Here is a 24,145-nt window from a genome sequence, read left to right as displayed (position 1 = left end):
TCAGGCGGGAATCGCGCGAGCACAATGACCGTTTGTATTGCAATGTATCTTTAGAACAGGTTGATACAGCCGTACACAAAAAGCACCGTTCCCGACACATGCGGGATATATCCGTGCGTTCGAATACGGACATCGGGCGTTGGGCTCGTGCGGCAATGCATCTGCGTGTACCACGTCAGGTTGAGCGTGACTCTACGCATGCTTTTGGACCGACTTCCAGGAAGCCGGAGAAGTACCTCCGCGCATCCCGACGCGTCCGTGTCGAGCGCTCTGTGCGTCGAGTCATGCCAGCAGTGGCTCGCAGGAACCACGTCGCCATTGAACAGCAACCCGTCTTCGTCACGATTTAGAGGCCGTATGTCAGACAACACCTCTCCCCAATCGCCGTCTCGCCGTCATTTCGTTGGCGTCGTGGCGGCTACCGTCGCGGCCGGCTCATTGAGCCAGTTCGCGGTTGCAGAAACGAACCCGGCTATCGCTCAGGTCGCTCAAGCGGCCGACGGCGACAAAACAGCTATTCGTCGACTTCGTGTACACGTGCCTGAATCGCAGCTTGTCGATTTGCGAAGGCGCATCAACGCAACACGGTGGCCTGAACGGGAGACGGTTACCGACGACTCCCAAGGCGTGCCGCTCGCGATGGTGCAGGAACTCGCGCGCCATTGGGCAACGGACTACGACTGGCGCAAATGTGAAGCGAAGCTGAATTCCCTGCCGCAGTTCGTAACCGAGATCGATGGGCTGGACATTCATTTCATCCACGTTCGGTCGAAGCACGAGAATGCGATGCCGCTCATCGTCACGCACGGGTGGCCCGGGTCGGTCATCGAGCAGTTCAAGATCATCGATCCGTTGACCAATCCAACGGCCTATGGCGCGAGTGCGTCGGATGCGTTCCATCTGGTCATTCCGTCGCTGCCCGGCTACGGTTTTTCAGGCAAACCGGCCACGACCGGTTGGGGGCCGGAGAAGACAGCGCGCGCCTGGGTCGTGCTGATGAAACGCCTTGGTTACGAGAAATTCGCCGCACAAGGCGGCGACCTGGGCGGCGTTGTCTGCAACGTAATGGGTAAGCAGGCGCCACCGGAATTGTTGGGCATTCATGTCAACTTTCCCGCCACCGTTCCCGCTGAAATAGCAAAGGTGCTTCAGGCCGGCGATCCGACGCCCGCCGGCCTCCCGGATGACGAAAGGCACGCTTATGAGCAGCTGGCCAGTGCGGCCAGGAAAAGACGCGCCTACGCGCTGGAGATGGGGACGCGTCCACAAACGCTATACGGATTGTCCGACTCGCCCGTGGCGCTGGCGAGCTGGCTTCTCGATCACGGCGACGGCTATGTTCAGCCAGCGGCGGCGCTGACCTCGGCCGTGTTTGGGCATCCCGTCAAGGGTGAGTCCGCGGGCGAATTGACCCGCAACGATGTCCTCGACGACATCACGCTCTATTGGTTGACGAACACGGGCATTTCCGCCGCGCGCTTTTATTGGGAGTCTCATTTCAACTTTCTGGCCAGCGCCGATGTATCGGTCCCCGCTGCCGTGAGCGTTTTTCCCCGCGAGAACTATCAGGCCCCGAGGAGTTGGACTGAGCGTGCGTATCACAACCTTGTCTATTACAACCGGCTCGACAAGGGCGGACACTTTGCGGCCTGGGAACAGCCGCAGTTGTTCGCAGAGGAAGTTCGCGCAGGGTTGAGGCCGCTGCGGCAATAGCGGAGATGTCAGCAAAGGGCGGCCATAGCCGCGCGCTTGAGTTATTCTCCATGAGACCTGAACCGCAGAATTTCTCTCGCCGTGTTTGCGATTCAACCGAACCGACTCGAGACTCCATGACTACGCTCGTCAATCGCCCGAATACCGCCCTCATTGTCATCGATCTTCAGAACGGCGTCGTCGCTCATGCCTATCGCCGCCAGGAAGTGCTGCGCGCAGTCAACATGCTCGTCGAGAAAGCGCGCAGCGCGAACGTACCGCTCGTTTGGGTCCGCCACGGCGACGAAGAGCTGGAACCTGGCAGCGGCCCGTGGCAGATCGTCGACGAGCTGTCGCCACGACACTCGGAGGCGATTATTGAAAAGAGCTACCGCGACGCGTTCGAAGGCACTGACCTGGAGCATGTGCTATCGACGCTTGCTGTCGGTAAGCTCATCGTGACCGGCGCGCAAACCGACATGTGTATTCGTTCGACGCTGCACGGCGCGCTCGTGCGTGGCTATGACGCGATTCTGGTCAGCGACGCTCATACGACGGTCGACATGACGCCATGGGGCGCGCCTCCACCGGACGGAGTGATCGCACACACGAATCTCTATTGGAGCAATCAACGCGCGCCGGGCCGCACGGGCGGCGTGGTCGAGAGCAAAGACGTGGATTTCGCGCTCCTGGCAGGCTCCTGAATCCACATAGTGTGTGGCCTGAGCCCAAACCCGAGACGGAAAAGCCAATCCGCATTTCACGCCGCTATTTGAACGCCAGCGATAAAAGCTAGCGGATCACAGCTCCCGACAAACAGACTCAAGAAAACAGCGACAAAGATTCGACCGCCGTCTGGCGCTGACGCCGCGGATGCGTAGACCGACTGGATCGTCTCGGCGCTGTCTCGCCGACCGAGCCGAGCGCCCGGTTCAGATCCAGCAGTGCCTTGCAAACCGATTTGCGATCGGGCATTCCCACCAATGCCAGTTCAAGCCGACTCAGCAGTTCCGGCAGACTCGATGCGCCACCCATCTTTACCGCGACCTTCCGTTTCCGCATAAGACCGCTCCCTGATTCTGCTCACACCGCTGTGGCGACCGGATCAGAACAACTGCGCGCCGAGTTCACACAGGCTAGCCCACTTCACGGTACTGACGAATGCCCTGCCCGTGGTGTCGAGCGATTCGATCATTGCCCGCTGCCCGCGCGCTTCTGCAACGACGCGGACGATGCGTGTCTGGTAGCGCAGCAGCGCACCGATCGGCGGACACAATATTTGACGGCGAACCCGCGATCGTTTCGTTTCCATACCACCATTACTATTCGTAGAGATATCCGAACCGCTTGCAGACTCGCGACGCATGACGGCATCCGGGCACCCTATTTTGCCAGGTCAACGGCCCTGAGTCCAGGCATACGACGAGAACTTACTCTACTGCCGCCCGCAACCGGCACGACATCACGGCAACGTAATCGGCACGGGTCGCGTCAGCAGATCAACATAAAGGCTGAAAAACCGGCTGTTATCGAACTGCGTCACATAGGTGATTTTCTGCGGAGAAGCGTCCGCTGCCGGCTGATCGGGATACACCATCACATGCCCCTGATCTTCGCCGCTCGCCGTGTCGATATCGAGGTAGGCGCTTTTGGTTTGCGTGGCGTAACCAGGATCGAGAAAGTACGCAATGGTGAGCGTATCGAACAGATCGGTATGACTTGCGAATGCACCCGCATTGGCAATCCCATACGCCTTCGTCACCGCGGTCTGCCTGTTCGGGTCATTGACGATCTGGTCATACACGCTTTGCGTCAGCGGCACCGTATTCGTCACGTCGAGGGGAATCACGGCTTGGGGAATCGGCGTTTGCAACACCGTGCGTACCGCGAGCGGATCGAACCACCAGTTCAACTCCCCGACGGCGTTAGCATTGCCCGGCACGCCCATCGCGCCGCCCATATAGACGATCCGCTTGATCAGCGGCACGATCTCCGGCGCTTTCATGATCGCTGTGGCTAGGTTGGTAGGGGGTCCCACTTCGAGAATGGTGACCTGGTTCGGATAGCGCTTGATGGTCTGAATCATGAAATCCGCAGCGCTCTGCGTCTGCAGTTTCGTCGACACCGCGAAGCCATCCGGCGGAGCCACTAGCTGCGACTGCTGGGTCGGCTCTGGGCGGCTCCATGCCCCAAAATAGCCTTGCGGGTTAGCCGCCTGCTGGGCGCGAATACTGGCCACATCGTAGTGCAACGGATAATCCGCGCCGCCGTAGACACCCACCACGTTCTGCACGCCCATGCGCTCCACTGCCTTGAGCGCATCCGATTCTTCCTGAAGCAGCCAGTCGTTGCCGGTAACGACAGTGAGCCCGAGCAGATTGACCTTGCCCTGTCCCATCAACTGCGTGGTCATGGCGAACAACTGGCCGTCGTCCCCCATCGTATTGAAGTCTGAATCGATGATGATCTTCGGCGCGTTAGCGAGAGGATCCGTGGTCGATATACTTCCTCCGCACGCAGCGAGACCCAACGACATCATCAGTATGCCTATGCATTGTGATCTCATGTTTCGTCCATTCGAGAGCCTGATTGATAAGGGAACACCATCGCGAGATGGTGCCGATAAATCAACGTCGAGCCACCGAACGTGGCAGTACGGACCGCCTCATGTCACAACCGGCATCCGTGTCAGGCGGCGCTATCCACTTCCGCGCGAGTGGGTATTGAAGGCTGCGCGCCGGCACGCGTCACGGAAATCGCCGCCGCGCGTTGCGCGAGGTTGATCGCGCCTTCCAGCGGCTGCCGTGAGGCGAGTTGAGCGGCAAAGACGCCGATAAACGTGTCGCCGGCCGCCGTGGTGTCGACTGCTTGCACTTGCGGCGCGGGAAAATGCATGCCCTCGCCGCCTTCCACGAGGAGGTAAGCCCCCTGCGCGCCGAGCGTGACGATCACATTGCGCGCGCCGCCTCTTTGCAGCTCCGTCGCCGCGCGGCGGGCGCCGCTTTGCGATTCGACCGGCAGGCCGGCCAGGATCGCGGCCTCGACCTCGTTCGGCACGAGGTAATCGACGAGCGGCAGCCATTCCGCCGGCAAGGGCCCCGTTGCCGGCGCCGGGTTCAACACGGTGATCTTGCCGAGCCGCCGAGCCAGTGCGAGCGTCGCGTGAACGGAATCCCACGGCGTTTCGAGCTGGCAGACCACGACATCGCACGCCTTGATGGCCGCCTCATGGCGAGCCACGCTCTGTGGCGTGAGTTCGCCGTTGCTACCTGCGACCACGACGATCGTATTCTGTCCGTCGTCCGACACCGTTACCATGGCAACGCCGGTGGGCCGGGTCGGATGAACCTCGACGCCGCTGCAGTCGATACCTTCCGCTTCCAGATCCTTGACCCGCTGCGCGCCGTTCGCGTCTTTCCCGACACATCCGACCATGGCCACCTGCGCGCCGATGCGCGCGGCCGCGACAGCCTGGTTCCCGCCCTTGCCGCCGGCAACCTGCGAGAACTCGTGCCCGCCGATCGTCTCGCCTGGGCGCGGCAAATGTGGCGCACGGGCGACCAGATCCGTATTGATGCTGCCTACCACCAGAACGCGACCCTGCTTAGTTTCTTTTGACACTTTTAATGACTCCCATCCCACGCAACACGATTGCGGCCCACCATTCACCGAATGATCCGATTATGCGGCGCGACGCCGGCTTCGATAAGTATCCAGCACGACGGCGACGACAATGACGGCTCCCGTAATAATGCGCTTGGTCGGCTCAGTCGCGCCGATCTGCGCGAGCCCCGCGGCAAGCACCGAGATGATCAACACGCCAAAGAAGGTGCTCGTCACCGAACCGCGCCCGCCCATCAAACTCGTTCCGCCGATAACCACCGCCGCGATCACCTGCAATTCGATACCCTGCCCGGCATTCGGGTCGGCGGCCTCGAGCCGCGAAATCTGGAACAGTGAAGCAAGGCCGGCCAGCAGACCCATCATCGCGAATACCGCAATCTTGTAGGGCCTCGGATTGACGCCCGCAAGGCGCACCGCCTCCTCATTCGTGCCGATGCCGACCAGATAGCGGCCGAACACCGTGCGCGTCAGCACGAACTGCGCGGCGACCATCACCACAATGGCAATGATGAACGCCGGCGAAATGCCGAACGCGATGGGGTTGGAGAGAAAATCGAACGCGTCGCCGATATAGGCCGTGCGCGAGTTGGTCAACTGATACGCGAGACCCCGCGCCGCTTCCAGCACGCCGAGCGACACGATGAACGACGGAATCCGCCAGGCCACCGTGATCGCGCCGGTCACGCAGCCCGTCAGGGTCGCGCCAGCCATGCCGAGCAAGGCCGCGGGCAACGCCGCCCAATGCCACTGCAAGGCCGCGACGCTCGTGAGCGCCGCGCCGAGCGCCAGCACCGAGCCGACCGACAGATCGATGCCGGCAATGATCAGCACGAAGGTCATGCCGATCGACATCACAACGAGATCGGGAATCTGGTTCGCGATCGTGCTGAATGTGTCGTAGGTCAGGAAGTGCGAACTCAGCAGCGAGAACAGTACGATCATCCCGAGGAGCGCGCCGAGCAGTCCGATGTAGTTCGAAAAGCCGAGGCGTGCGCCGAGCGGCTTTGCATGCTTGGGTGGTTCGTTCTGCAACGTAGGCAGGCTGGTTTCTACGGTCATACTCAATACTCCACAAATTTGCTTTCGTCGGGCGCTTTGGCGTCGGGTTCGATCGGCTCGTGCAGCAGGTCCTCGCGCTTCGCGTAGCCTGCGAATGCCGCGGCCAGCAGCGCGTCCTGGGTCCAGTTGCCGCGTTCGAACAGGCCCGTCATCCGTCCCGCCGACATCACGCCAATCCGGTCGCAAATCGCCATCAATTCGCGCAGATCGCTCGATACGACCACGAGGGCACGGCCTTCGCGGGCCAGCGCGCCCATCAATGCATAAATATCGAACTTCGCGCCGACGTCGATGCCGCGCGTGGGTTCGTCAAATAGCAGCACCGTGCAATCGCGCGCAAGCCACCGGCCGATCACCACCTTCTGCTGGTTGCCGCCGGACAGCTCCGACACCGGCTGCGACGGCCCGGCGCTGCGAATGCGCATGGCGTCGATCTGCTGGTGCGCCAAGGCCGCCTCGCGACGGCCGTCCACCACACCCTTGCTCGACACGGCGCGCAGGTGGCCCAGCGAGATGTTGGCGGCGATCGGCTGGGTCAGCAGAAGCCCCTCGCCTTTGCGATCTTCGGTGATCAGTGCGATGCCGTGCTTCACGGCGTCCGCGGGCGAGGCGATCGCCACGGGTACGGGTGACCCGCCTTCACGTCGGATCGAGACACTGCCGGCGTCCGCGCGGTCCGCGCCATAAATGAGCCGCATCAGCTCCGTGCGGCCTGCGCCAATCAGGCCGCTGATGCCGAAAATCTCGCCGGCCTTGACCTCGAAGGACACGTCGCGCACCACCGGCTCGCGCGTCATGCCGCTGACCTTGAACGCCACCTCGCCGATGCGCCGCTCGCCGAGATCGATCCTGTCGCCGATATCGCGGCCCACCATCAGCGTCACGAGACGGTCTGTCGTGAGGTTGGCCATCTCGTCGACATGCACGAGGCGGCCGTCGCGCAACACGGCAGCGTGCCGCGCGATTCGCTTCAATTCTTCGAGCCGGTGCGAGATATACACCAACGCCACGCCGCGCGCCTTGAGCCGCTCGACCTGCTCGAACAGCAGATCGACTTCGCGGGCGGTCAACATCGCGGTCGGTTCGTCGAGAATCAACACGCGGCAGTCGCCGATCAGATTGCGCGCGATCTCGACCATCTGCTGATGCCCGATACCGAGCGTGCCAACCAACGTGTCGGGATCGATCGCGTCGAGCCCGACTTGCGCCATGGCGTGCCGCGCGTCCTCGCGCAGTTTGGCGCGGTCGATCCAGCCGAACATGCCGCGCCGCGGCAAGCGGTTCAGAAACAGATTCTCCGCCACCGTGAGCGTCGGCAGCAGGTTCAACTCCTGCATGACCATGCGCACGCCGAGCGCCTCGGCGTCCTTGCGGCTGGCCGGCGCGTACGCCGCGCCGCCGAGAGTCATCGAGCCGGTAGTCGGCGTGACGAGGCCGCCTATGATTTTGGACAAGGTGCTCTTGCCCGCGCCGTTCTCGCCGGTCAGCGCGAGCACTTCGCCCGCGCGCAGTTCCAGCGATACGTCGGCGAGCACGGGTTCGGCATAGGTCTTGCCGATGCCCTGAACACGCAGCACGGGCGGGGCATCGGCAAGGGAGGGAATGGGAATGGACATCGGATAGATCGAGCTGGACAGAAATCAGTCAGCGTGGCCCCTTGACGCAGCGGGCCACGCGTTGCATCACGCTTACTTGGTGACCAGATCGACAGGCGTTTCGACGACGCCGGACAATTCAGACTGTTTCTTGTGTGCGGAGAGTGCTTTCAAAGCCGTGTCGATACCGAACACAGCCTGCTTCGCGGCGTACTGATTGGCGGTGGCGAGAACGCGGCCGTCGGCGAGCATGGGCTTGATCGCATTGATGTCGTCGTAGCCGACCACCTGCACCTTGCCGGCCTTGCCGGCCGCGCGCACGGCCGATACGGCGCCGATCGCCATGTTGTCGTTGCCGCACAGCAAGGCCTTGACGTCCGGATTCGCGTTGAGGATCTGGCTCGCCACGGCGTTGCCCTTGTCGATTTCCCACTCGCCCGATTGCAACGAGACGACCTTCATGCCGCCCGACGCCATGGCCTGCTTGAAGCCGGCAGTGCGTTGCTGCGCATTGGTCGTGGTCGAGACGCCTTCGATAATGCCGACGTTGTCACCCGACTTCAGGTGCTTGGCCAGGTAGTCGCCGACCTTCTGTGCGCCCTTCGCGTTATCCGGCCCGACGAACGGGATATTCAGGTCTTTCGATTTGAGGACGTCGCCGTCCAGCTTGTTGTCGATATTGACCACGATGATGCCGGCGTCGACCGCTTTCTTCAGGACCGGCACGAGCGCCTTCGAGTCGGCCGGTGCAATCACCAGCGCGTCGACCTTCGAGACGATCATCTGCTCGACGATGCGGATCTGGTTCGCGGTGTCCGTCTCGTCCTTGATGCCGTTGGTGACCAGGTCGAATTTCGCCGGATTCTGCTTCTGATAATCCTTGGCGCCCGTTTCCATGGTCAGGAAAAATTCGTTCGCCAGCGACTTCATGACAAGCGCGACTTTCGGCTTATGCGCGGCCTGGGCGAATGCCGCCGGCATCGGCAAAATCGACACGGCGAGGAAGGCCGCGCCGGCTGCGATGGCGCGACGCCGCGCCGGTAGAAAATGGCGAATCATTGATGTCTCCGTATCGCTCGTTCGGTCTACTGAGAGCCGATGAGTCGTGTGATGGGCAGGAACGCCTCACTTGCCACGCCGTGCCGGACCTTGCAGGTCTCGTCGTGTGATGCCGGGCAAGTATGGCCAGCTCCAATCCTATCCTCGCAAACTGCGTTATGCTATGCCAAATTTCAAAACCTATCGTTTCAAAAATGGAACACGTCGATTGGGACGACCTTCGAATTCTGGTCGCAATCGCCCGCGAGGGAACGATGCGATCCGCCGCGGCGGCGTGCGACCTGAGCGCGCCAACCTTGTCGCGCCGCCTCACCGAGCTGGAAAGGCGGCTGGGCGAACCGCTCATCGACCGGGTGCCGTCCGGCTGTACCATGACCGCGTTCGGCGCCCGGGTGCTGGCCTGGGCGGAGCAGATGGAGGACCTGGCTCACCAGATCGAACGCGCCGCGGACGTGAATGGCGGCGCGGCTGCGCACGGCACGGTGCGGATCAACGCCGTCGAGTGGCCGTCGTACATCCTGCTGAAGCTGCTCGGCTCGTTTCAGGACAGGCTGCCCGGGCTCGCGATCGAAGTGCTCACTTCGCGCCGCCCCTATAGCCTTGCACGGCGCGAGGCGGACATTGCCCTGTGGTCCGAGTGCCCGGAAGAAGGTGACCTGTATGTTCGGCGGATCGGGCGGATCCGCTTCGGGCTCTACGGCTCGCGCGACTACTACCTTCGCCACCGCGCGGCGATCGTGAAGAAGGAGTGGGACAAGCTGTCGTTCGTCGGCTACGACGACCGGCAGCCCGACCATCCGGCCACGCAATGGCTGAAAACGCTGCCGGGCGCCCCGGCGCCGTCGCTGCGCAGCAGCTACGGCATGGGCGTATTCGACGGCGTTCTGGGCGGCTCAGGGCTCGGCGTCCTTGCCCAACTGGCTGGTGACACGACAAGCGACCTCGTCTGCGTGGAGAAGCATATCAAGTCGCTCGATCAGGACGTGTGGATGGTGCTGCATCCGGCATTGCGCGACAGCGAGCGGATCCGGACCGTGGCTAACCTGATTGCCGAGATCTTCCGCTAGCGGTGCTTGAGAAACGCTAGCGTATGAGGCGATCGCGCCCGACCTGCGCAAAACTGATCGCGATCCCGCCTCGGGAGGAAGCGCTGCGTGGCTCGAAATCCGTCGCTTGATGACCGAAGCGGCCCAGCAAGCCATAGAGTTCCGGGCGACGGGCCGTCAGCCATTGCTGCCCCGCGCTTCGGCCGATCAGGTCCATCTGCAGATCGGGGGCAATGAGGGCGTCTTGCGCACTGCTCTCGGCAAGCACGCAGCCGCATGGATCGACGATCATGCCTGCCCCACGCGACTGTTCACGGCTGTCGTCTTCCGCTCCCTCGCTGACGACAACGAACATGCCGTTGTCGTTAGCTCGCGCCGGCAGCCAGCATCGTAGCGATTGCTCCATCGAAACAGGCTGTGTCCGATGATCCGCGGCGCGCTTCACGCCATCGTGGCGATGCGGCGCGAGCAGCAGCGTCGCGCCCATGAGCGCCGTCATACGCGTGTTCTCGACCAGATAATTGTCGCCGCCAATCAGAATGCCGATGCGAACGCCCCACGCCGCATCGAAGACAGTGAACCGATCGCCGCTGCTGATCCGCCGATGCTCGAACGCGTGCAGCTTACGGTGACAATGCCGCGCCCCGCCGGGCAGGCAAACGGCGTAACTGTTGAACAGCCGCCCGTCGGCTGCGCGCTCGAGAAAACCGACGCCGGCCGCGACGCCAGAACGTTCGACTGCGTCGGCAATCGCACTGATCGACGGTCCGTCGAGCGGTTCGGCAAGCGCGTCGAGCTCGGCGCGATGAAGCTTCGCGAGGCTTCCATAGCCAACGATACAGCTCTCGGGAAATACCGCGAGGACGATATCTTCCCGGGCGGCAAGTGCCAGACAGGCCGCAATACGCGCGACGTTATGCGGCGCGTCGCCGGGACGAGAAACGAGCGGGACGGCGGCAACGCGCAGCGATGAAACAGCGGAGTAAGACATCTTCACGACCCGATGGACACAACGATCCCATTGGACCGCCCAGGCTTCGATAAGTGAAATGAAAAATTCAATACATTCGATCACTTCACGGAATGGAACTCAAATTACTGCGCGCCTTTCTGACCGTGGTTGAACTCAGGCACTTTGGCCACGCCGCGCACACGCTTTGCGTCAGCCAGCCCGCCTTGAGCAAGCAGATCGTGGCATTGGAGATGAGCCTTGGCGCACGGCTGTTCGAGCGCGGCCGGCACGGCGCGGAACTGACGATCTTCGGCGAAGCATTTCTCGCCGACGCCGAAGCGCTGGTCCGTGACGCGGACAATGTTCTCGCGCGCGCCCGCGAGGCGAGCAGCGGAACGCGCGGTTATCTGCGCGTCGGTCTTGGACTTTCCACCCTCACCGAGGCGCCGCAACTGATTGCCCAATTCCGCAAGCGCCATCCGAACGTCAGCGTCACACTCAACGATCTTTCTTCCGCGGAACAAACCCGGCGAATTCTCACCGGCAAGCTCGACGTCGGTTTCCTGCGCTTGCCGGCTGACGCCGGCCTGTCCACGTTGCCGATACTCGACGAGGCACTGGCATTGGCGATACCGCAGCACGCGCGCTGGAAACGCGTTCCGTCGAATCTGAAGGAGTTGAACGAGCCCGGCTTCATTGCGCTGTCGCGCGGGCGCGGTCCCGGGCTGGCAGCGCAAATCGACCACTGGTGCGGCGAACATGGCTTCGTGCCCAAGGTGATCCAGCAAGCCGACGACATCCAGTCGGTGCTCGCCGGGGTGGCGGCGGGCGTCGGCGCGGCGTTCCTGCCCTCGCGGGCGCAATACCTGTTGCGCGACGCAAGGGTGCTGCCATTGCGTGACGCCGCCGGCCGCTGGCGAGTCGGACTGGCGTGGCATGCCAGTCGCGACGATCCCGTGGTGGCAAATTTCCTGGCGTTCGTGCGCGCGGCAAAGAAGTCCCTGCGCGCCGATTCCAGCAACCCGTCCGATGCCGGCGCATAGACCTGCACGCGCATTGGACGCGCCAAAACCGTCCATTACCACTTGACGAACGTCTACGATCGCCCTGCCTCAACGCATCGCATTCTTGCGACCCTCGGCGTTGGTCGCCACGGCGATCTCGTCGAGCTTCTGCGGGTAGGGGAAATTGAGGCCGAGCAACTGACGCATGGTCGGACTCGCCCGTTTGACGAACTCTTCGCCGACCATTGCGCGCAGGTCTTCCATCGGCTTCACGAACTTGGGCAAGTACTGGATCAGCACGGCGCTGCGATCCTGCGTGCTGCGATTGGGCATCGCGCAATGCCAGGTCGCGCCGAAGAACACGATGGCATCGCCCGGCTCGGCCGTCATGCGTTGGCAACGCTCGAAGAACCGGTCGCCTTCCGCCGGATAGCGCAATTCGTTCTGCGTGTGCGGCACGAACGCCGTCGCGCCGGTCTCGGCCGTAAAGGGGTCGAGCGGGATCGTCACCTGTGCATTGAGCGGGAACGACGTGTTGATGCCGAGCGGAAACGTGTCCGGCATGTGGTAGTCCCAGTATGGATAGTCGATGTGCGGTTCCTGGCCGGGCCCGCCGGGCAGAATACGGTTGGCCGCTATCGAGCCCATGATGAAGTCGTCGCCGAGAAAGCGGCGCATCGCATCCACGATCACAGGCTGCTCCGACATCTCGGAGAATACGTCGCCCTTGGCGAGCAGATTCCACACGCGCCGCTGCAAGTGAAGCCGCTGTTCTTCCGCGGCCTGCCCCTGAAAATGCGTGACGGTTTGCGCGCGATCTTCCGAATGAGCCATCACCACGCGGCGTGCCTCCGCCACCTGGCTTTCGCTGAACAGTCCGCGTAGGCATATCGCGCCGGGACCACGCGTCAGAGCCTCGACTACCACGCCCGGTGTCGCATCATTCGTTTCGATCCTGTCCACGACTGTCTCCTGTGAGCCTCACCGCGTTGCAGCGGCGTTTGAGGTCAAGCATAGAAGACAATCCGGCGCATCTGCAAGAATAATTGCCAAATAAATAATAATAGAATTTATTTTCCATTTCGATGGCGCATTGCGCTCGGTTCCCATGCTGTCGCGCACGCTGTCGACCGTTGTCCGCCATGCCTTTCCGAACATACGTATAACCGACACAACCGGTCGAATTTCACGGATGATGAGGTCCACCGCCGCCCTGTCACATCACAACACGAGCGCCTCACGCTCGTCCGTTTTCAGGAGATACGCATGTCCCGCACCGTCGTCGAGAAGCGCGCCGCTTTCAAGGCATTGCACACCTCCGGCTGTTTCGTCCTGCCCAATCCGTGGGATGCCGGCAGCGCGCGCTATCTGCAATCCCTCGGCTTCCAGGCGCTCGCCACGACCAGTTCCGGCTTTGCATGGTCGACCGGACACGCCGACAACACACTGCCTCGCGATGCCATCCTCGCGCACTTGCGCGAGATCGTCGAAGCAACGGATCTGCCGGTCAACGCCGACTTCGAGAACGGCTTCGGCCGCGATCCGGCGGAGGTCGCACAAAGCGTCAGGCTTGCCGTCGAGACCGGCGTTGCCGGACTGTCGATTGAAGACTCCACCGGCAATGCCGCCGCGCCGCTGTTTTCAATCGAAGCCGCCGTGGAACGGATCAGAGCGGCACGCCGCGCCATCGACGAAACCGGCGGCGAGACACTGTTGGTCGGCCGGGCCGAGAACTTCCTCGCCGGCTCGCCCGATCTGGACGATACGATTGCGCGCCTCAAGGCGTATGCCGCGGCCGGCGCGGACTGCCTGTACGCGCCGGGCATCCAGACGCGCGAACAGATCGAAGCCGTGGTGGCGGCGGTGGCGCCGAAGCCCGTCAATCTGCTGATCGGTTCGACGTCGGCGCTCACGGTGCAGGACGTGGCCGCGCTCGGCGTGCGGCGCATCAGTGTCGGCGGGGCGCTGGCGCGTGCGGCATGGGGCGGTTTCATGCAGGCCGCGCAGTCGCTGGTTCAGGGACGCTTCGACGGCTTCGCCGGCGCGGCGCCCGGCTCGCAACTCAATGCTCTGTTCCAGGACCGCACATAGAAGCATGACAACGCGGTGACTGACGCGTCGAGCGGTACGCAGACCGAGCGCCGGTGCGAACCGGCCCCCGACGCCACCATGGTTCGCTGACGCACGTACGCTAAAGGCAAGGACGTGAGAGACTGATGACTAGCGAGCGTCCGGCCTGTCGACGCTCGCAGTTCAGGCATGTTAGCCATGGCACCTCGTCCTCTCACCGCAGTTGCAGCTCTACTCGCCTCGAGCGTCGGCTTTTATACGCCGGCCTCGCACGCGTACGCGCTCGACGCGCAATTCGACTGCCAGGCGCGTCCCCACGATTTCATCGGGCAGCTCATCGAAGACAAGTACATCGAGCCGAATCCAATGCGGATCGACACGAATTCGGTCAACGCGTTTCGACCGGTGCATGGCAGCGACATGACCGCGTTCGGGTTTCGCGTCTATGCCGTGCTCGGCTACGAACCGGACGACGAGATGTTCAAGAAAGGCCGCGGCCAGGCACTCGCCGGCCCGCTGTACGGCGCCGTGTTATCCGCACCGAGCGAGTCGGTCGAAAAACGCTTGCGCGCGGCCGGAAGCACCGCCGTTGTACACATGGTCATTCCGTTACTGCTGACGGCGGTGATCTGCACGCATTGACGCAGCGCGTCTGAACATCGCGGTGCTATGCTTTTCGCTCCGCTTCGTTCATGCCGCCCAGGACTTTACGCCGATGCCTTCGTCTGTCCGCAACTCGCTCGTCTGGATCTTCGACGCGTTCGAGCGCGATTCGACCTTCTTCCGCAAGCGTATGTTCGGCAGCGACGCCGCCTATATCGACGGCCTCTTGTGCCTCGTGGCCGCCGATCGCGACGCGCCCTGGAATGGCCTGCTGGTGTGCACGTCGCAAGAGCGCCACGCCGCGCTCATCAATGAAATGCCCGCTTTGCGGCCGCATCCGGTGCTCGGCAAGTGGCTCTACGTCCCGCAGGAAGATCCGGCGTTTGAGATCGTCGCCGAAAAACTGACGGCGCTCGTGCTCGCACGCGATCCACGCGTGGGAGTCGAGCCGAAACCGCGCAATCGCGGAAGGAAATCGACTCTGCCGAAGGCGTAGGGCATCGCCCCAGCGGTGGATGTCCAAATCGCCAGGTTGTCCGTACCTGACGCGACGTTCTGAACCATTGCGAAAAAGAAGTGCGCCTATCGGCGCTGCGCGCGCTCTCCAGGATTAAGGAGAGGTTGACCCAGTTCGTCGTTGGTCGGACACGGATTATCTCCACCGTCACGCCGGCCATACCGTGGCAATATCAGCGGCACCGCAGCACGTGTCCCGGAGACTTGTCATGGGTAACAAGACGCACGTCGAAAGCCAGAGCAACGCAGAAAACGGCCCGGACGGCGTACCGGACATTCCCGGCCAGATCGTCCTGGTCTTTCAGGGGGGCGGTGCCCTTGGCGCTTACCAGGCCGGGGTATATCAGGCACTTCATGACGGCAAGGTCGAACCTCATTGGGTAATCGGCACGTCGATCGGCGCGATCAATGGCGCGATCATTGCCGGCAATCTTCCGGAAAACCGCATGGCGCGCCTGACGCAGTTCTGGAACGGCGTGGCCTGTCATGGCGTCGAGGTGGCAAACTGGTTGCCCGGACTTGCCACCTGGTTGCGCGACGTCGCCACGGTTACTCAAGGCGTGCCGTCGTTTTTCACGCCACAGTGGCAGAGTTGGGCGGGAATTCAGGCGCGTGTTCGCTCCGATCAGGCAGCGTTCTATTCGACCGGACCACTGCGCGACACCTTGTCGTCGCTGATCGATTTCGACTACCTGAATCAGAAGACAACGCGGTTGACCGTGGGCACCGTCAATGTCCGCAGTGGCCGCATGCGGTACTTCACCAATCGCGACGATCTGCTCGACGTCGAACACGTCATGGCCTCCGCCGCTTTTCCACCTGGCTTTCCGGCGGTGCGGCTGGAGGGCGAATCGTACTGGGATGGCGGCATCTATTCGAATACGCCGCTCGAAGCCGTGCTCGACGACCGGCCGCGCCGCGACTCGGTGATTTTTTCGGTGCAGCTGTGGCCCTCCAGCGGTCCGGAGCCCGAATCGATCTTGCAGGTAATGAGCCGGCAACGCGACATTCAGTATTCGAGTCGCGCGGAAAGCCATCTCGATCGGCAGAAGCAGATTCACCGGCTTCGTCATGTGATTCGTGAACTCGGCCAGCACCTGCCCGAAGAGCAACGCAACGCGCCGGAAGTGCGGGAACTGCTCGATTGGGGCTGCGGCACGACGATGCAAGTGCTGGAACTCGACGCACCGGCATTCGATAACGATGACCTGAACCGGGACATCGATTTTTCGTCGGCGGGAATCAAGCGGCGCTGGCTCGCGGGCTACGAGGACACGGCCCGTCTGTTGAAGCGCGCACCCTGGCGGGAAACGCTGGACCCGATGGAAGGCATCTCGGTCTTTCGCATGAACTCGGCGGACAGCCAGAAATAAATCGCCTCAGCACCGCAAGCGGCAACGCCGGCGCGACGCCGGCCGCAACGCACGCCCGGCGCGGCCGCTCACCGCCCAATCCATTTGTACCTTGCACGCAAGACTGTTTGTCCATGGCGGGTGTTCGAAATCGGCGCCAATGCGCCTAGATTTCATACCCATCGGAGCCGCTGGCCCGATCAGCATCTGATCAAATCACTTATCTGGAGATTTAGCCATGAGCACCTCACAAAAAGTCGTTGTCGTTACGGGCGCATCGCAAGGCATTGGCGCCGAAATCGTCAACGCATTTCGCAAGCTCGACTATCGCGTCGTTGCAACCGCACGTTCGGTCAAACCGTCGGAAGATCCCAACCTCCTGACCGTGGCAGGCGACATCGCCGACCCGGCCACCGCGCAGCGCGTGGTTTCCGAAGCCCTCGCCCGTTTTGGCCGCATCGACACACTGGTCAACAACGCCGGCATTTTCGTCGCCAAGCCCTTCACCCAATACACGGCCGAAGACTACGCAACCGTCACCGCCGTGAACCTCTCGGGCTTTTTCTACATCACGCAACTCGCTATTGCCCAGATGGAAAAGCAGGGTAGCGGTCACGTGGTGAGCGTCACGACGAGCCTGACCGACCACGCAATCGACGGCGTGCCCTCGGTGCTGGCCTCGCTGACCAAGGGCGGCCTGAACTCGGCCACGAAGTCGCTCGCCATCGAATATGCGAAGAAGGGCATTCGCGCAAACGCCGTTTCGCCGGGCATCATCAAGTCGCCGATGCACCCGCAAGAGACCCATGCAGCGCTCGGCGCACTGCATCCGGTCGGGCATATGGGCGAAATGAGCGATATCGTGGGTGCGGTCCTGTATCTGGATTCGGCGCCGTTCGTGACAGGTGAAATCCTGCACGTTGACGGCGGCCAGAGCGCAGGCCACTGATCGCGCCCAGGGCGCCGCTGGCCGGCGCCCTTCACGTCAACCGAGGACAACGGAGAACGACATGCCTATCGTCACGATTCAGGTGACCCGCGAGGGTTCCAAACCCGGCAACGATGCCGTCACGGCCGACGAAAAAGCCCAACTCATCGCGGGCGTCAGTCAGTTGCTGCTGGACGTGTTGCACAAACCGCTCGAATCGACCTTCGTGGTCATCGAGGAAGTGAACACCGAGAACTGGGGTTGGGGCGGATTGCCGGTTCTAGCGTATCGCAAGCAGCTGAGCCAGAAGCCGGGTTGAGCGACAGCACCTCGATCGCTCAATCCGTATAGTCCGTCGGCCCGCAGTTCGCGGATCCATTACTCCGCGAACTGCCGCAAGCGCTGAACGCTCTCCTTCAGTTCGCGCTCCAACTGGGCCACCAGTTCGGCAGCGGGCAACGACCTCGCCAGAGCGGCCGCCTGACCGGCCCACTGCGCGCCGTAGCCGAACTCCCCTTTGGCTTTCGCGGCGGCGTGAAGGGCTTTTCCCGCATCGTAGGCGATCGGATACGCGGGCGGCTCAGGTGAGCGCGCGTCGGCGCCGAGGGCCGTGAAGCGGTTCGCCATGCTTCTCGCGGTCCGCCCGGAGATTGCCGCCGTGAAGGTCGTGCGGCGCGCCGCCTCGCCCAGCATCGCGCGGCGGTAACCGTCGTCGATCGAGCTTTCGGGGCAGGTCACGAATGCCGTGCCAAGCTGCGCGGCCTGAGCGCCGAGTGCGAGCGCCGCAGCAATACCGGCACCGTCCATGATGCCGCCGGAAGCGATCACCGGCAGCCGGCATCGGCTGACCAGCAAACGGGTCAGCGCGAAGGTGCCCAGCCCATCGTCATACGCTTCGGGATCGAAGACACCGCGATGCCCGCCGGCCTCGATGCCTTGCGCCACAATCGCATCGACGCCCGCCTCCTCAACCTGCGCCGCCTCCTCCAGGTTTGTCGCGCTGGCAAGCAGCTTGATACCCGCCGTCTTCAGTTCGGCGATGACATTGGCGGAAGGCAAGCCGAAGTGGAAACTGACGATCGAGGGTTTCTCTTCGAGAAAAACCGCCAGCATGGCCGGGTCCGCCGCGAAGCTCGTGTAGATCTCCGAGAGCTTTGCCGGCGGCATCGCCCCATACTTTTCGAAATGCGGCGCGAGCCAGTTCAACCATTGCTGCTCGCGTGCCGCGTCCGCTTGCGCCGGCTGATGGCAGAAGACGTTGATATTGAACGGCTTGCCTGTCAGCGCGCGGGTCTCCCGGATCACCTTGCGAGCGCCTTCAGCGTTCATCGCTCCCACACCTAGCGAGCCGAGGCCGCCTGCATTGGAGACAGCCGCAGCCATGGCGGGCGTACTGACGCCGGCCATGGGCGCCTGAATGATTGGCTTGTCGATACCCAGCAGGTGCAGCAAGGCACGATTGTCTGTCCGGTCGGTCATGTCGCTTCCCCATCGAGTCTCACTACAATATAGTCCTGATATTCCATACGAAGCTCTATTGCGCACCGGACGCGGCCGCACCGTCGTTGTGTTCGCGTTGCGGTCGTTCCGGGCAACATTCTGCCCGGACAAGACAGCACGATCAGACAAGTCGCCGAGAGACCATGCAGCGTCAATTTGAAGACGTCCTTCTGGGCAGTATCGAACTGTTCTGTCTCGCGGCCGAACTCGAGAGTTTCACCGAGGCCGCGAACGCCGCGAGCGTCACGCCGGCCGCCGTCAGTCGCACTGTCGCACGTCTCGAGGAACGGCTCGGCGTGCGCCTGTTTGTGCGGACCACACGGCAGATCCGGCTGACGGATGCGGGAAGACGGTACTTCGAACAATGCCGGCAGGCGCTCGCCCAGCTCGCCGAAGCCGAACGCGAAGCGACCGGACAACAGACGGCGCCCACCGGCGTGCTGCGAATCAGCATGCCGACGCCATATGGCCACTATCGCGTGCTTCCCTTGCTGGCCGAGTTTCGCAGCCGCTATCCGGGGGTCACGGTCGAAACGCATCTCAGCAACCGCAACATCGACTTTGGTGAAGAAGGCTTCGACCTGGCCATTCGCGGCAGCGCGCCGGGCGACTCCGGTCTGATCGCGCGCAAGATCGAAGACGCGGAACTGGTGGTCGTTGCTTCGCCGGCCTATCTGCGGGGCACCGCCAAACTCAAAACGCCCGACGATCTGGTCCATCACGACTGCATCCAGTTCGCGTTGCCGAGCACCGGCCGCAACATCCCGTGGCTGTTCAAACACGAAGACGCGGTGGTCGAGACGATGACACGCGGCGCTTACACGTCCTCGGGCGATGTGCTTGCCGGGGCCACGCTCGCGCGTCACGGAGCGGGCCTTTTTCAAACCTATCGTTTCATCGTCGAGAAGGATATCGCCGAGGGCACGCTGAAGGAGTTGCTCATTCCTTACGGCGGTTGTTCGCGGCCGTTTGTCCTGCTCTATCCGCATGCGCGACACCTGTCGTCACGCGTGCGCGGTTTCGTCGACTTCCTGATGGAAAGGCTCGGATCGTAGGCGTGGAGGTGTTCGCGCGACGGCGAGGGTGTCAGGATCGCAGCGGAAAAATAAACTTCGCGGCGAGCAGTCCGAGCGCCCCGCCGAGAAGCGTCTCCCAGGCGCGCGCGCCAAGAAACGAAACAAAGTGCACGCCGCCGATCGCCAGCGTCACGATCAACGTGAAGGCAAACCGTCCTCGAGGATCACTTCTGGCTTCACGGCGTTGTGCGCTATCGAATCGGGGCAGCTCGTAGTCTAGTCGACAGGAACGCAGCGGCTCCGGTCGAAAATCGTTCTCAGCGGCTTGCCCCGCCGGCCTGCCCTGCCTTGGCGCGAGCGCCACTTGCTGAGCGCCAGCCGCGAATCGCGGTTTTCTACCATAGAAACTCGCATGCGATTTAATCGCATGCGCTTGACAAAACCAAACTTCCCGACCATTATTCGACGCATGCGATTACATCGCATGCGATTTAAAGAGATTTGACATTGTGCACTCTTCAAGGAATTCATCATGACCAAGATCGAAACTGTCCTCTCCACTGGCAAAACCCATACGAAAGTCAACGGCCGTGGCGGTCGCGTCGACCTGCAACTCTCCTCGTCCGAAGGCCCTGCCGACGACCTCGCGTTCACGGCCGTGCAGGCCCATCCGACCGCGGAAAAACTGTTCGCGGGCGCATGGTCGTCCTGCTACATCCTGGCGATCGGCCTCGTGGCTCAGGAAAAGAAGGTGAAGCTTCCCGCTGATCTGTCGGTCGAGGTCGAGGTCGATCTGGGCATGACCGGCAACGCCTATTTCCTTCAGGCGCGCTTTAACGTCAGCGTGCCGGGCGTGGCGCGCGAGCTCGCCGAGGCCATCGCGCACGAAGCGCACGAAGTCTGCCCGTATTCGAAAGCCGTGCGGGGAAACATCGACGTCATCGTCAACGTAGCCTGATCCTGATCGGCCACTCAACGAATCCGGGGCGCGATCCGGCATGGACTGCGCCTCTCACTCCCCACTTTTCACGGAGTTTCATCATGAAATCCAAACTCATTGCCGCACTGCTCGTCGCCCTGTCTACTTCCGCCGCCGCGCCCGCGTTCGCGAGCGGATATGGTCCGGCGCCCTTCTATCGGCCCTCGGCCGGCGCACCGGCGTCGCAACGTGGGCAAAGCGCGCAAACCGTCGCGGCGAGCGCCGATGAAGCGGCCGGCTCACAAGCGGCATACGGCGGCGTGGTCGCCGGTCATTCCGAATCAGCGGGTGGTGCCGCCGTTGCACCGCGCGACGGTCTCTACGCACGTCATTAGGCCGCGTCGCCGGCCGCGGCACGGTCCCGGCCGGCTCGGCATGACAATGCCGGCATGATGGGCTTTAGCCGCCGGCCGACCGGCCAGGCCGATCTCTGGCATGCTTGTGGAATCGCATCCGACAACGGCAAACCAACCCACCTGCGAGTGGCGCGGCGCCACTGACAAAAAGGATTGAAATGACGACGCAAACCGAAACCGCCATTCTGGCCGGCGGCTGCTTCTGGGGCATGCAAGACCTGCTGCGCCGTTACCCCGGCGTGCTGTCCACGCGTGTGGGCTACACCGGCGGCGACGTGCCCAACGCCACGTACCGCAACCACGGCACGCACGCAGAAGCGCTCGAGGTCGTGTTCGACCCTGCCCAGATCAGCTACCGTCAGATCCTGGAGTTTTTCTTCCAGATTCACGATCCGACGACCAGGAACCGCCAGGGCAACGACGTCGGAATGAGCTACCGCTCGGCCATTTTCTATCTCGACGACGAGCAGAAGCGAGTCGCCGAAAACACCATTGCCGACGTCGAAGCATCCGATCTGTGGCCCGGCAAGGTTGTGACCGAGATCGCTCCCGCAGGCCCGTTCTGGGAAGCCGAACCGGAACATCAGGATTATCTGGAGCGGATTCCCAACGGATACACGTGCCACTTCGTCCGGCCGGACTGGAAGCTGCCCAAGCGCGGCTGATGGTGAACCCGGGCGCGCACGGTCGAGCAACGCCGCGGCGCAAAAGAGGAAGCCCATAGACGGCGACGTCTATGGGCTTCTTTCATGGGCAAAGCGCTTGAAGAGTCCTTGGATCGCGCGGTCATGGCAACCGCGAGCGACCGCCCCGCTCATTCCCCGTCGTGAACCGCTTTGACGAGATTGTTGCGCAGCGTCACGATCGCCTTCTGCACTTTCGCGAACTCGTCCGGCGCGAGACCGGTCGCTTCGACGAGGTCCATGCTCAGGCCTTTCTCACGCAGCCGCCGGCCGCTTTTCGTCAGGCCGACCAGCACCTGGCGTTCGTCGTTGGGGTCGCGCTGCCTTTCCACATAACCCGCCGCTTCCAGCTTCTTCAGGATCGGCGTGAGCGTGTTGGATTCGAGAAAGAGCTTCTCGCCCAGACTGCTGACGGTCTGGTTGTCTTCCTCCCACAGCGCAATGATCGTGATGTATTGCGTATAGGTCAGACCGAGCTCTTCGAGAATGGGCTTGTATGCCTTGCCAAACGCCAGATTCGCGGAGTAAACCGCAAAGCACAGGAAGTCGGACAGTTTCACATTCGCGGCGGCTGACTGGTCGGTCGATTTCATCTGCGTCCTCGTTGGGCATAGGCAAGTGCCTCGTAGACGCGATTATATATCGCACGCGATCAAATCGCAATCGCTTTAAAATCGCGCACGGCAATGCTCCGCGATTCAGCGAGCCCCGTTTGGTCAGCCGATCGATGCCGCCGCGATGGAGGTTCGAGAGTTCTGGCGTATCAACGTCAATGGCGAACGAGCCGGTACGACATCAGGCCGCCGCGCTGACTTGCGCCCGCTGCGTGCCGACCGCCTCCAGAACCGCTTGCACGACCCGCTCGACGCTCGGCCAGTTCCGCGCGTGCTCGCCCGCGACATACTGCTCGGGCGACACGCTGCGATACGGCGGCGGATAGCCCCAGATGGCATCGTGCCGTTCGGGTTTGGTCACGCTGCCGCCGAGCACGGCGACAGTCGGACGGCGGAACGCGGCCCCGACGTGCATCAGCATCGTTGAGTTCGTCAGCACGACGCCGGCCTGTTCCGTGAGAGCGAACATGATGCGCATCGGCACCTCGCCGGCCACCGAACGGACCGGCACGCGCGGCCCCGCTGCGGCGATCGCCTCGGCGGCGCGCGTTTGATCGGCTTTGCTGCCGACGATCACGATATCGCACGCATCACCCGCTTGTTCGAGCGTCCGCGTGATCTGCGCGAGTGCGGCGCCGACCTGGCGAGCGTCCCACGCCTTGGTCGGAACACCCGCCCCGACACCGACGATCAACCGCACGGTGCGACGGCCCGGCGCGCTAGCCGTATTCCAGATCCGCGCGGCGGTTGCGCGCTCGTCGTCGGTCAGAAACAGTTGGGGGCGTGCTTCCGGCAGCGCCGTTGCGCCCAGCAGCTCACCCTGCGCGAGTGCCGCGCGTCCGCATTGCCGGGCGGCGAATTCGATATGCGCCTGACACCCGCTCCAGCCGCCGCGATAACCCCGCACACCGATGCGATAACGCACACCGGCGCGCATCAGCAGCAGCGCGCCCATGTAGCTGCCGAGCACATCGATACCGACATCGAAGCCGCCGCGCGCGCGCAGCGCGGCGACTTGCGGCGACTTCCACAGAAACCGCAACACGTTGCGGTGCGAGCGGTCTTCGACGAGCTTGTTGTTCCAGGGCGCGTCGATCTCCACGATCTCGTCGACGAAAGGATTGTTCTCGAGAATTGGACGCCCCCAACTGCCGACGCCCGCGATCAGGCGTGTGGTCGGAAAGCGCATGCGCAGCGCTTCGAAGAGCGGCGTGGTGGTAAGCAGCTCGCCGAAATCGTTCGGACGCAGCACGAAAATCTCGCGCGGCGTGTCGCGATGCGGGTCGAACCGTGGACGGTGAAACCGGCCCATCAACCAGACCGGCGATTCAATCAGCAGGCTTTTCCAACCCATTGCGTCTCCAATCGGCAGAGGGTTATCGCCGTCGCCGTGCATCGACGCACGGCGGCAGGCGGCCCGGGCGCGCATGGCGCCGGTGCGCCGCAGGCGCCGCCCGGATCTCGCTCCGATTGTGCATGGTTGCCGCAGTGCGCTCT

At 62.8% G+C, this 24,145-nt stretch carries 25 protein-coding genes and 1 pseudogene; 14 read left to right on the top strand and 12 right to left on the bottom strand.

Going from position 1 to position 24,145, the window contains the following annotated elements:
- Positions 1–357 precede the first annotated feature (357 nt).
- Both AC57B1_RS31490 and AC57B1_RS31485 read left to right on the top strand, forming a co-directional pair.
- A complete protein-coding gene (locus tag AC57B1_RS31490; RefSeq protein ID WP_496419663.1) occupies positions 358–1,713 on the top strand; it encodes an epoxide hydrolase family protein in 1,356 nt (451 codons plus the stop codon).
- A gap of 116 nt (positions 1,714–1,829) precedes the next feature.
- A complete protein-coding gene (locus AC57B1_RS31485) occupies positions 1,830–2,396 on the top strand; it encodes an isochorismatase family protein (protein ID WP_496419662.1) in 567 nt (188 codons plus the stop codon).
- Between the two features lie 401 nt (positions 2,397–2,797).
- Here the strand turns inward: AC57B1_RS31485 and AC57B1_RS31480 are convergent, their stop codons facing one another.
- The 6 genes from AC57B1_RS31480 to AC57B1_RS31455 all read right to left on the bottom strand — a co-directional run bounded on the left by AC57B1_RS31480 (position 2,798) and on the right by AC57B1_RS31455 (position 9,029).
- The gene (locus tag AC57B1_RS31480; protein ID WP_408342051.1) at positions 2,798–3,058 is read right to left on the bottom strand and encodes a hypothetical protein; all 261 of its coding nucleotides are present in this window, start codon (positions 3,056–3,058) and stop codon (positions 2,798–2,800) included.
- Between the two features lie 96 nt (positions 3,059–3,154).
- Positions 3,155–4,258, bottom strand: coding sequence for a nucleoside hydrolase (locus AC57B1_RS31475; RefSeq protein ID WP_496419661.1), 1,104 nt, complete (start codon positions 4,256–4,258; stop codon positions 3,155–3,157).
- Between the two features lie 122 nt (positions 4,259–4,380).
- Positions 4,381–5,313, bottom strand: a complete 933-nt coding sequence (rbsK, locus tag AC57B1_RS31470; protein ID WP_496419660.1) for a ribokinase — start codon at positions 5,311–5,313, stop codon at positions 4,381–4,383.
- 60 nt (positions 5,314–5,373) lie between these two features.
- Positions 5,374–6,375 (bottom strand): ABC transporter permease, encoded by a 1,002-nt coding sequence (locus AC57B1_RS31465; RefSeq protein WP_408294015.1) that lies wholly within the window; start codon positions 6,373–6,375, stop codon positions 5,374–5,376.
- A gap of 2 nt (positions 6,376–6,377) precedes the next feature.
- Positions 6,378–7,991, bottom strand: a complete 1,614-nt coding sequence (locus AC57B1_RS31460; RefSeq protein ID WP_496419659.1) for a sugar ABC transporter ATP-binding protein — start codon at positions 7,989–7,991, stop codon at positions 6,378–6,380.
- Positions 7,992–8,063: 72 nt separating this feature from the next.
- Positions 8,064–9,029, bottom strand: coding sequence for a sugar ABC transporter substrate-binding protein (locus AC57B1_RS31455; RefSeq protein WP_408184404.1), 966 nt, complete (start codon positions 9,027–9,029; stop codon positions 8,064–8,066).
- A gap of 194 nt (positions 9,030–9,223) precedes the next feature.
- Here AC57B1_RS31455 and AC57B1_RS31450 point away from each other — a divergent pair, with 194 nt between their 5' ends.
- A complete protein-coding gene (locus AC57B1_RS31450; RefSeq protein WP_408184403.1) occupies positions 9,224–10,096 on the top strand; it encodes a LysR family transcriptional regulator in 873 nt (290 codons plus the stop codon).
- A 16-nt stretch (positions 10,097–10,112) separates the two neighbouring features.
- Here the strand turns inward: AC57B1_RS31450 and AC57B1_RS31445 are convergent, their stop codons facing one another.
- Complete coding sequence (locus AC57B1_RS31445; RefSeq protein WP_496419658.1) at positions 10,113–11,066, bottom strand: nitrilase-related carbon-nitrogen hydrolase; 954 nt, start codon at positions 11,064–11,066, stop codon at positions 10,113–10,115.
- A 92-nt stretch (positions 11,067–11,158) separates the two neighbouring features.
- Here AC57B1_RS31445 and AC57B1_RS31440 point away from each other — a divergent pair, with 92 nt between their 5' ends.
- Positions 11,159–12,070: a LysR family transcriptional regulator gene (locus AC57B1_RS31440; protein ID WP_496419657.1), complete on the top strand. Its 912-nt coding sequence runs from the start codon at positions 11,159–11,161 to the stop codon at positions 12,068–12,070.
- 69 nt (positions 12,071–12,139) lie between these two features.
- Here the strand turns inward: AC57B1_RS31440 and AC57B1_RS31435 are convergent, their stop codons facing one another.
- Positions 12,140–12,994: a phytanoyl-CoA dioxygenase family protein gene (locus AC57B1_RS31435; protein WP_496419656.1), complete on the bottom strand. Its 855-nt coding sequence runs from the start codon at positions 12,992–12,994 to the stop codon at positions 12,140–12,142.
- 303 nt (positions 12,995–13,297) lie between these two features.
- On the opposite strand from AC57B1_RS31435, the gene AC57B1_RS31430 reads away from it, so the two are divergent.
- The 6 genes from AC57B1_RS31430 (at position 13,298) to AC57B1_RS31405 (ending at position 17,819) form a co-directional block, all read left to right on the top strand.
- Positions 13,298–14,122, top strand: a complete 825-nt coding sequence (locus AC57B1_RS31430) for an isocitrate lyase/PEP mutase family protein (RefSeq protein ID WP_496419655.1) — start codon at positions 13,298–13,300, stop codon at positions 14,120–14,122.
- 177 nt (positions 14,123–14,299) lie between these two features.
- Entirely contained in the window at positions 14,300–14,743 is a 444-nt protein-coding gene (locus AC57B1_RS31425) for a hypothetical protein (protein WP_091806495.1), read from the top strand.
- A gap of 73 nt (positions 14,744–14,816) precedes the next feature.
- A complete protein-coding gene (locus AC57B1_RS31420; RefSeq protein ID WP_496419654.1) occupies positions 14,817–15,200 on the top strand; it encodes a hypothetical protein in 384 nt (127 codons plus the stop codon).
- Between the two features lie 229 nt (positions 15,201–15,429).
- A complete protein-coding gene (locus AC57B1_RS31415) occupies positions 15,430–16,593 on the top strand; it encodes a patatin-like phospholipase family protein (RefSeq protein WP_408342039.1) in 1,164 nt (387 codons plus the stop codon).
- A 217-nt stretch (positions 16,594–16,810) separates the two neighbouring features.
- Positions 16,811–17,521, top strand: coding sequence for an SDR family NAD(P)-dependent oxidoreductase (locus AC57B1_RS31410; protein ID WP_408342037.1), 711 nt, complete (start codon positions 16,811–16,813; stop codon positions 17,519–17,521).
- 61 nt (positions 17,522–17,582) lie between these two features.
- A complete protein-coding gene (locus AC57B1_RS31405) occupies positions 17,583–17,819 on the top strand; it encodes a tautomerase family protein (protein WP_091806485.1) in 237 nt (78 codons plus the stop codon).
- A 59-nt stretch (positions 17,820–17,878) separates the two neighbouring features.
- Here AC57B1_RS31405 and AC57B1_RS31400 read toward each other — a convergent pair whose 3' ends face one another.
- Positions 17,879–18,979: an NAD(P)H-dependent flavin oxidoreductase gene (locus AC57B1_RS31400; RefSeq protein WP_496419653.1), complete on the bottom strand. Its 1,101-nt coding sequence runs from the start codon at positions 18,977–18,979 to the stop codon at positions 17,879–17,881.
- A gap of 164 nt (positions 18,980–19,143) precedes the next feature.
- Here AC57B1_RS31400 and AC57B1_RS31395 point away from each other — a divergent pair, with 164 nt between their 5' ends.
- Positions 19,144–20,055, top strand: coding sequence for a LysR family transcriptional regulator (locus tag AC57B1_RS31395; protein WP_408342033.1), 912 nt, complete (start codon positions 19,144–19,146; stop codon positions 20,053–20,055).
- Between the two features lie 31 nt (positions 20,056–20,086).
- Here the strand turns inward: AC57B1_RS31395 and AC57B1_RS31390 are convergent.
- Positions 20,087–20,233, bottom strand: a pseudogene (locus tag AC57B1_RS31390) (FUSC family protein); the annotation flags it as partial.
- Between the two features lie 315 nt (positions 20,234–20,548).
- Between AC57B1_RS31390 and AC57B1_RS31385 the strand changes: the two are divergent.
- The 3 genes from AC57B1_RS31385 (at position 20,549) to msrA (ending at position 22,016) form a co-directional block, all read left to right on the top strand.
- Positions 20,549–20,974 carry an Ohr family peroxiredoxin gene (locus AC57B1_RS31385; RefSeq protein ID WP_496419652.1) on the top strand — a complete coding sequence of 142 codons (426 nt, stop codon included), beginning with the start codon at positions 20,549–20,551 and terminating at the stop codon, positions 20,972–20,974.
- Between the two features lie 83 nt (positions 20,975–21,057).
- Positions 21,058–21,330, top strand: coding sequence for a hypothetical protein (locus tag AC57B1_RS31380; protein ID WP_091806473.1), 273 nt, complete (start codon positions 21,058–21,060; stop codon positions 21,328–21,330).
- Between the two features lie 179 nt (positions 21,331–21,509).
- Entirely contained in the window at positions 21,510–22,016 is a 507-nt protein-coding gene (msrA, locus tag AC57B1_RS31375) for a peptide-methionine (S)-S-oxide reductase MsrA (RefSeq protein WP_091806470.1), read from the top strand.
- Positions 22,017–22,165: 149 nt separating this feature from the next.
- Here msrA and AC57B1_RS31370 read toward each other — a convergent pair whose 3' ends face one another.
- Together AC57B1_RS31370 and AC57B1_RS31365 are read right to left on the bottom strand one after the other, a co-directional pair.
- The gene (locus AC57B1_RS31370; RefSeq protein WP_408342027.1) at positions 22,166–22,627 is read right to left on the bottom strand and encodes a MarR family winged helix-turn-helix transcriptional regulator; all 462 of its coding nucleotides are present in this window, start codon (positions 22,625–22,627) and stop codon (positions 22,166–22,168) included.
- A gap of 202 nt (positions 22,628–22,829) precedes the next feature.
- Complete coding sequence (locus AC57B1_RS31365) at positions 22,830–24,002, bottom strand: glycosyltransferase family 9 protein (RefSeq protein ID WP_496419651.1); 1,173 nt, start codon at positions 24,000–24,002, stop codon at positions 22,830–22,832.
- Positions 24,003–24,145: the final 143 nt, after the last annotated feature.

The sequence above is a fragment of the Paraburkholderia sp. BGA-UO-ETr-F21 genome, assembly GCF_059567925.1.
The sequence above is the reverse complement of the archived record's forward strand: the minus strand, read 5'-3'. Positions and strand labels throughout refer to the sequence as shown.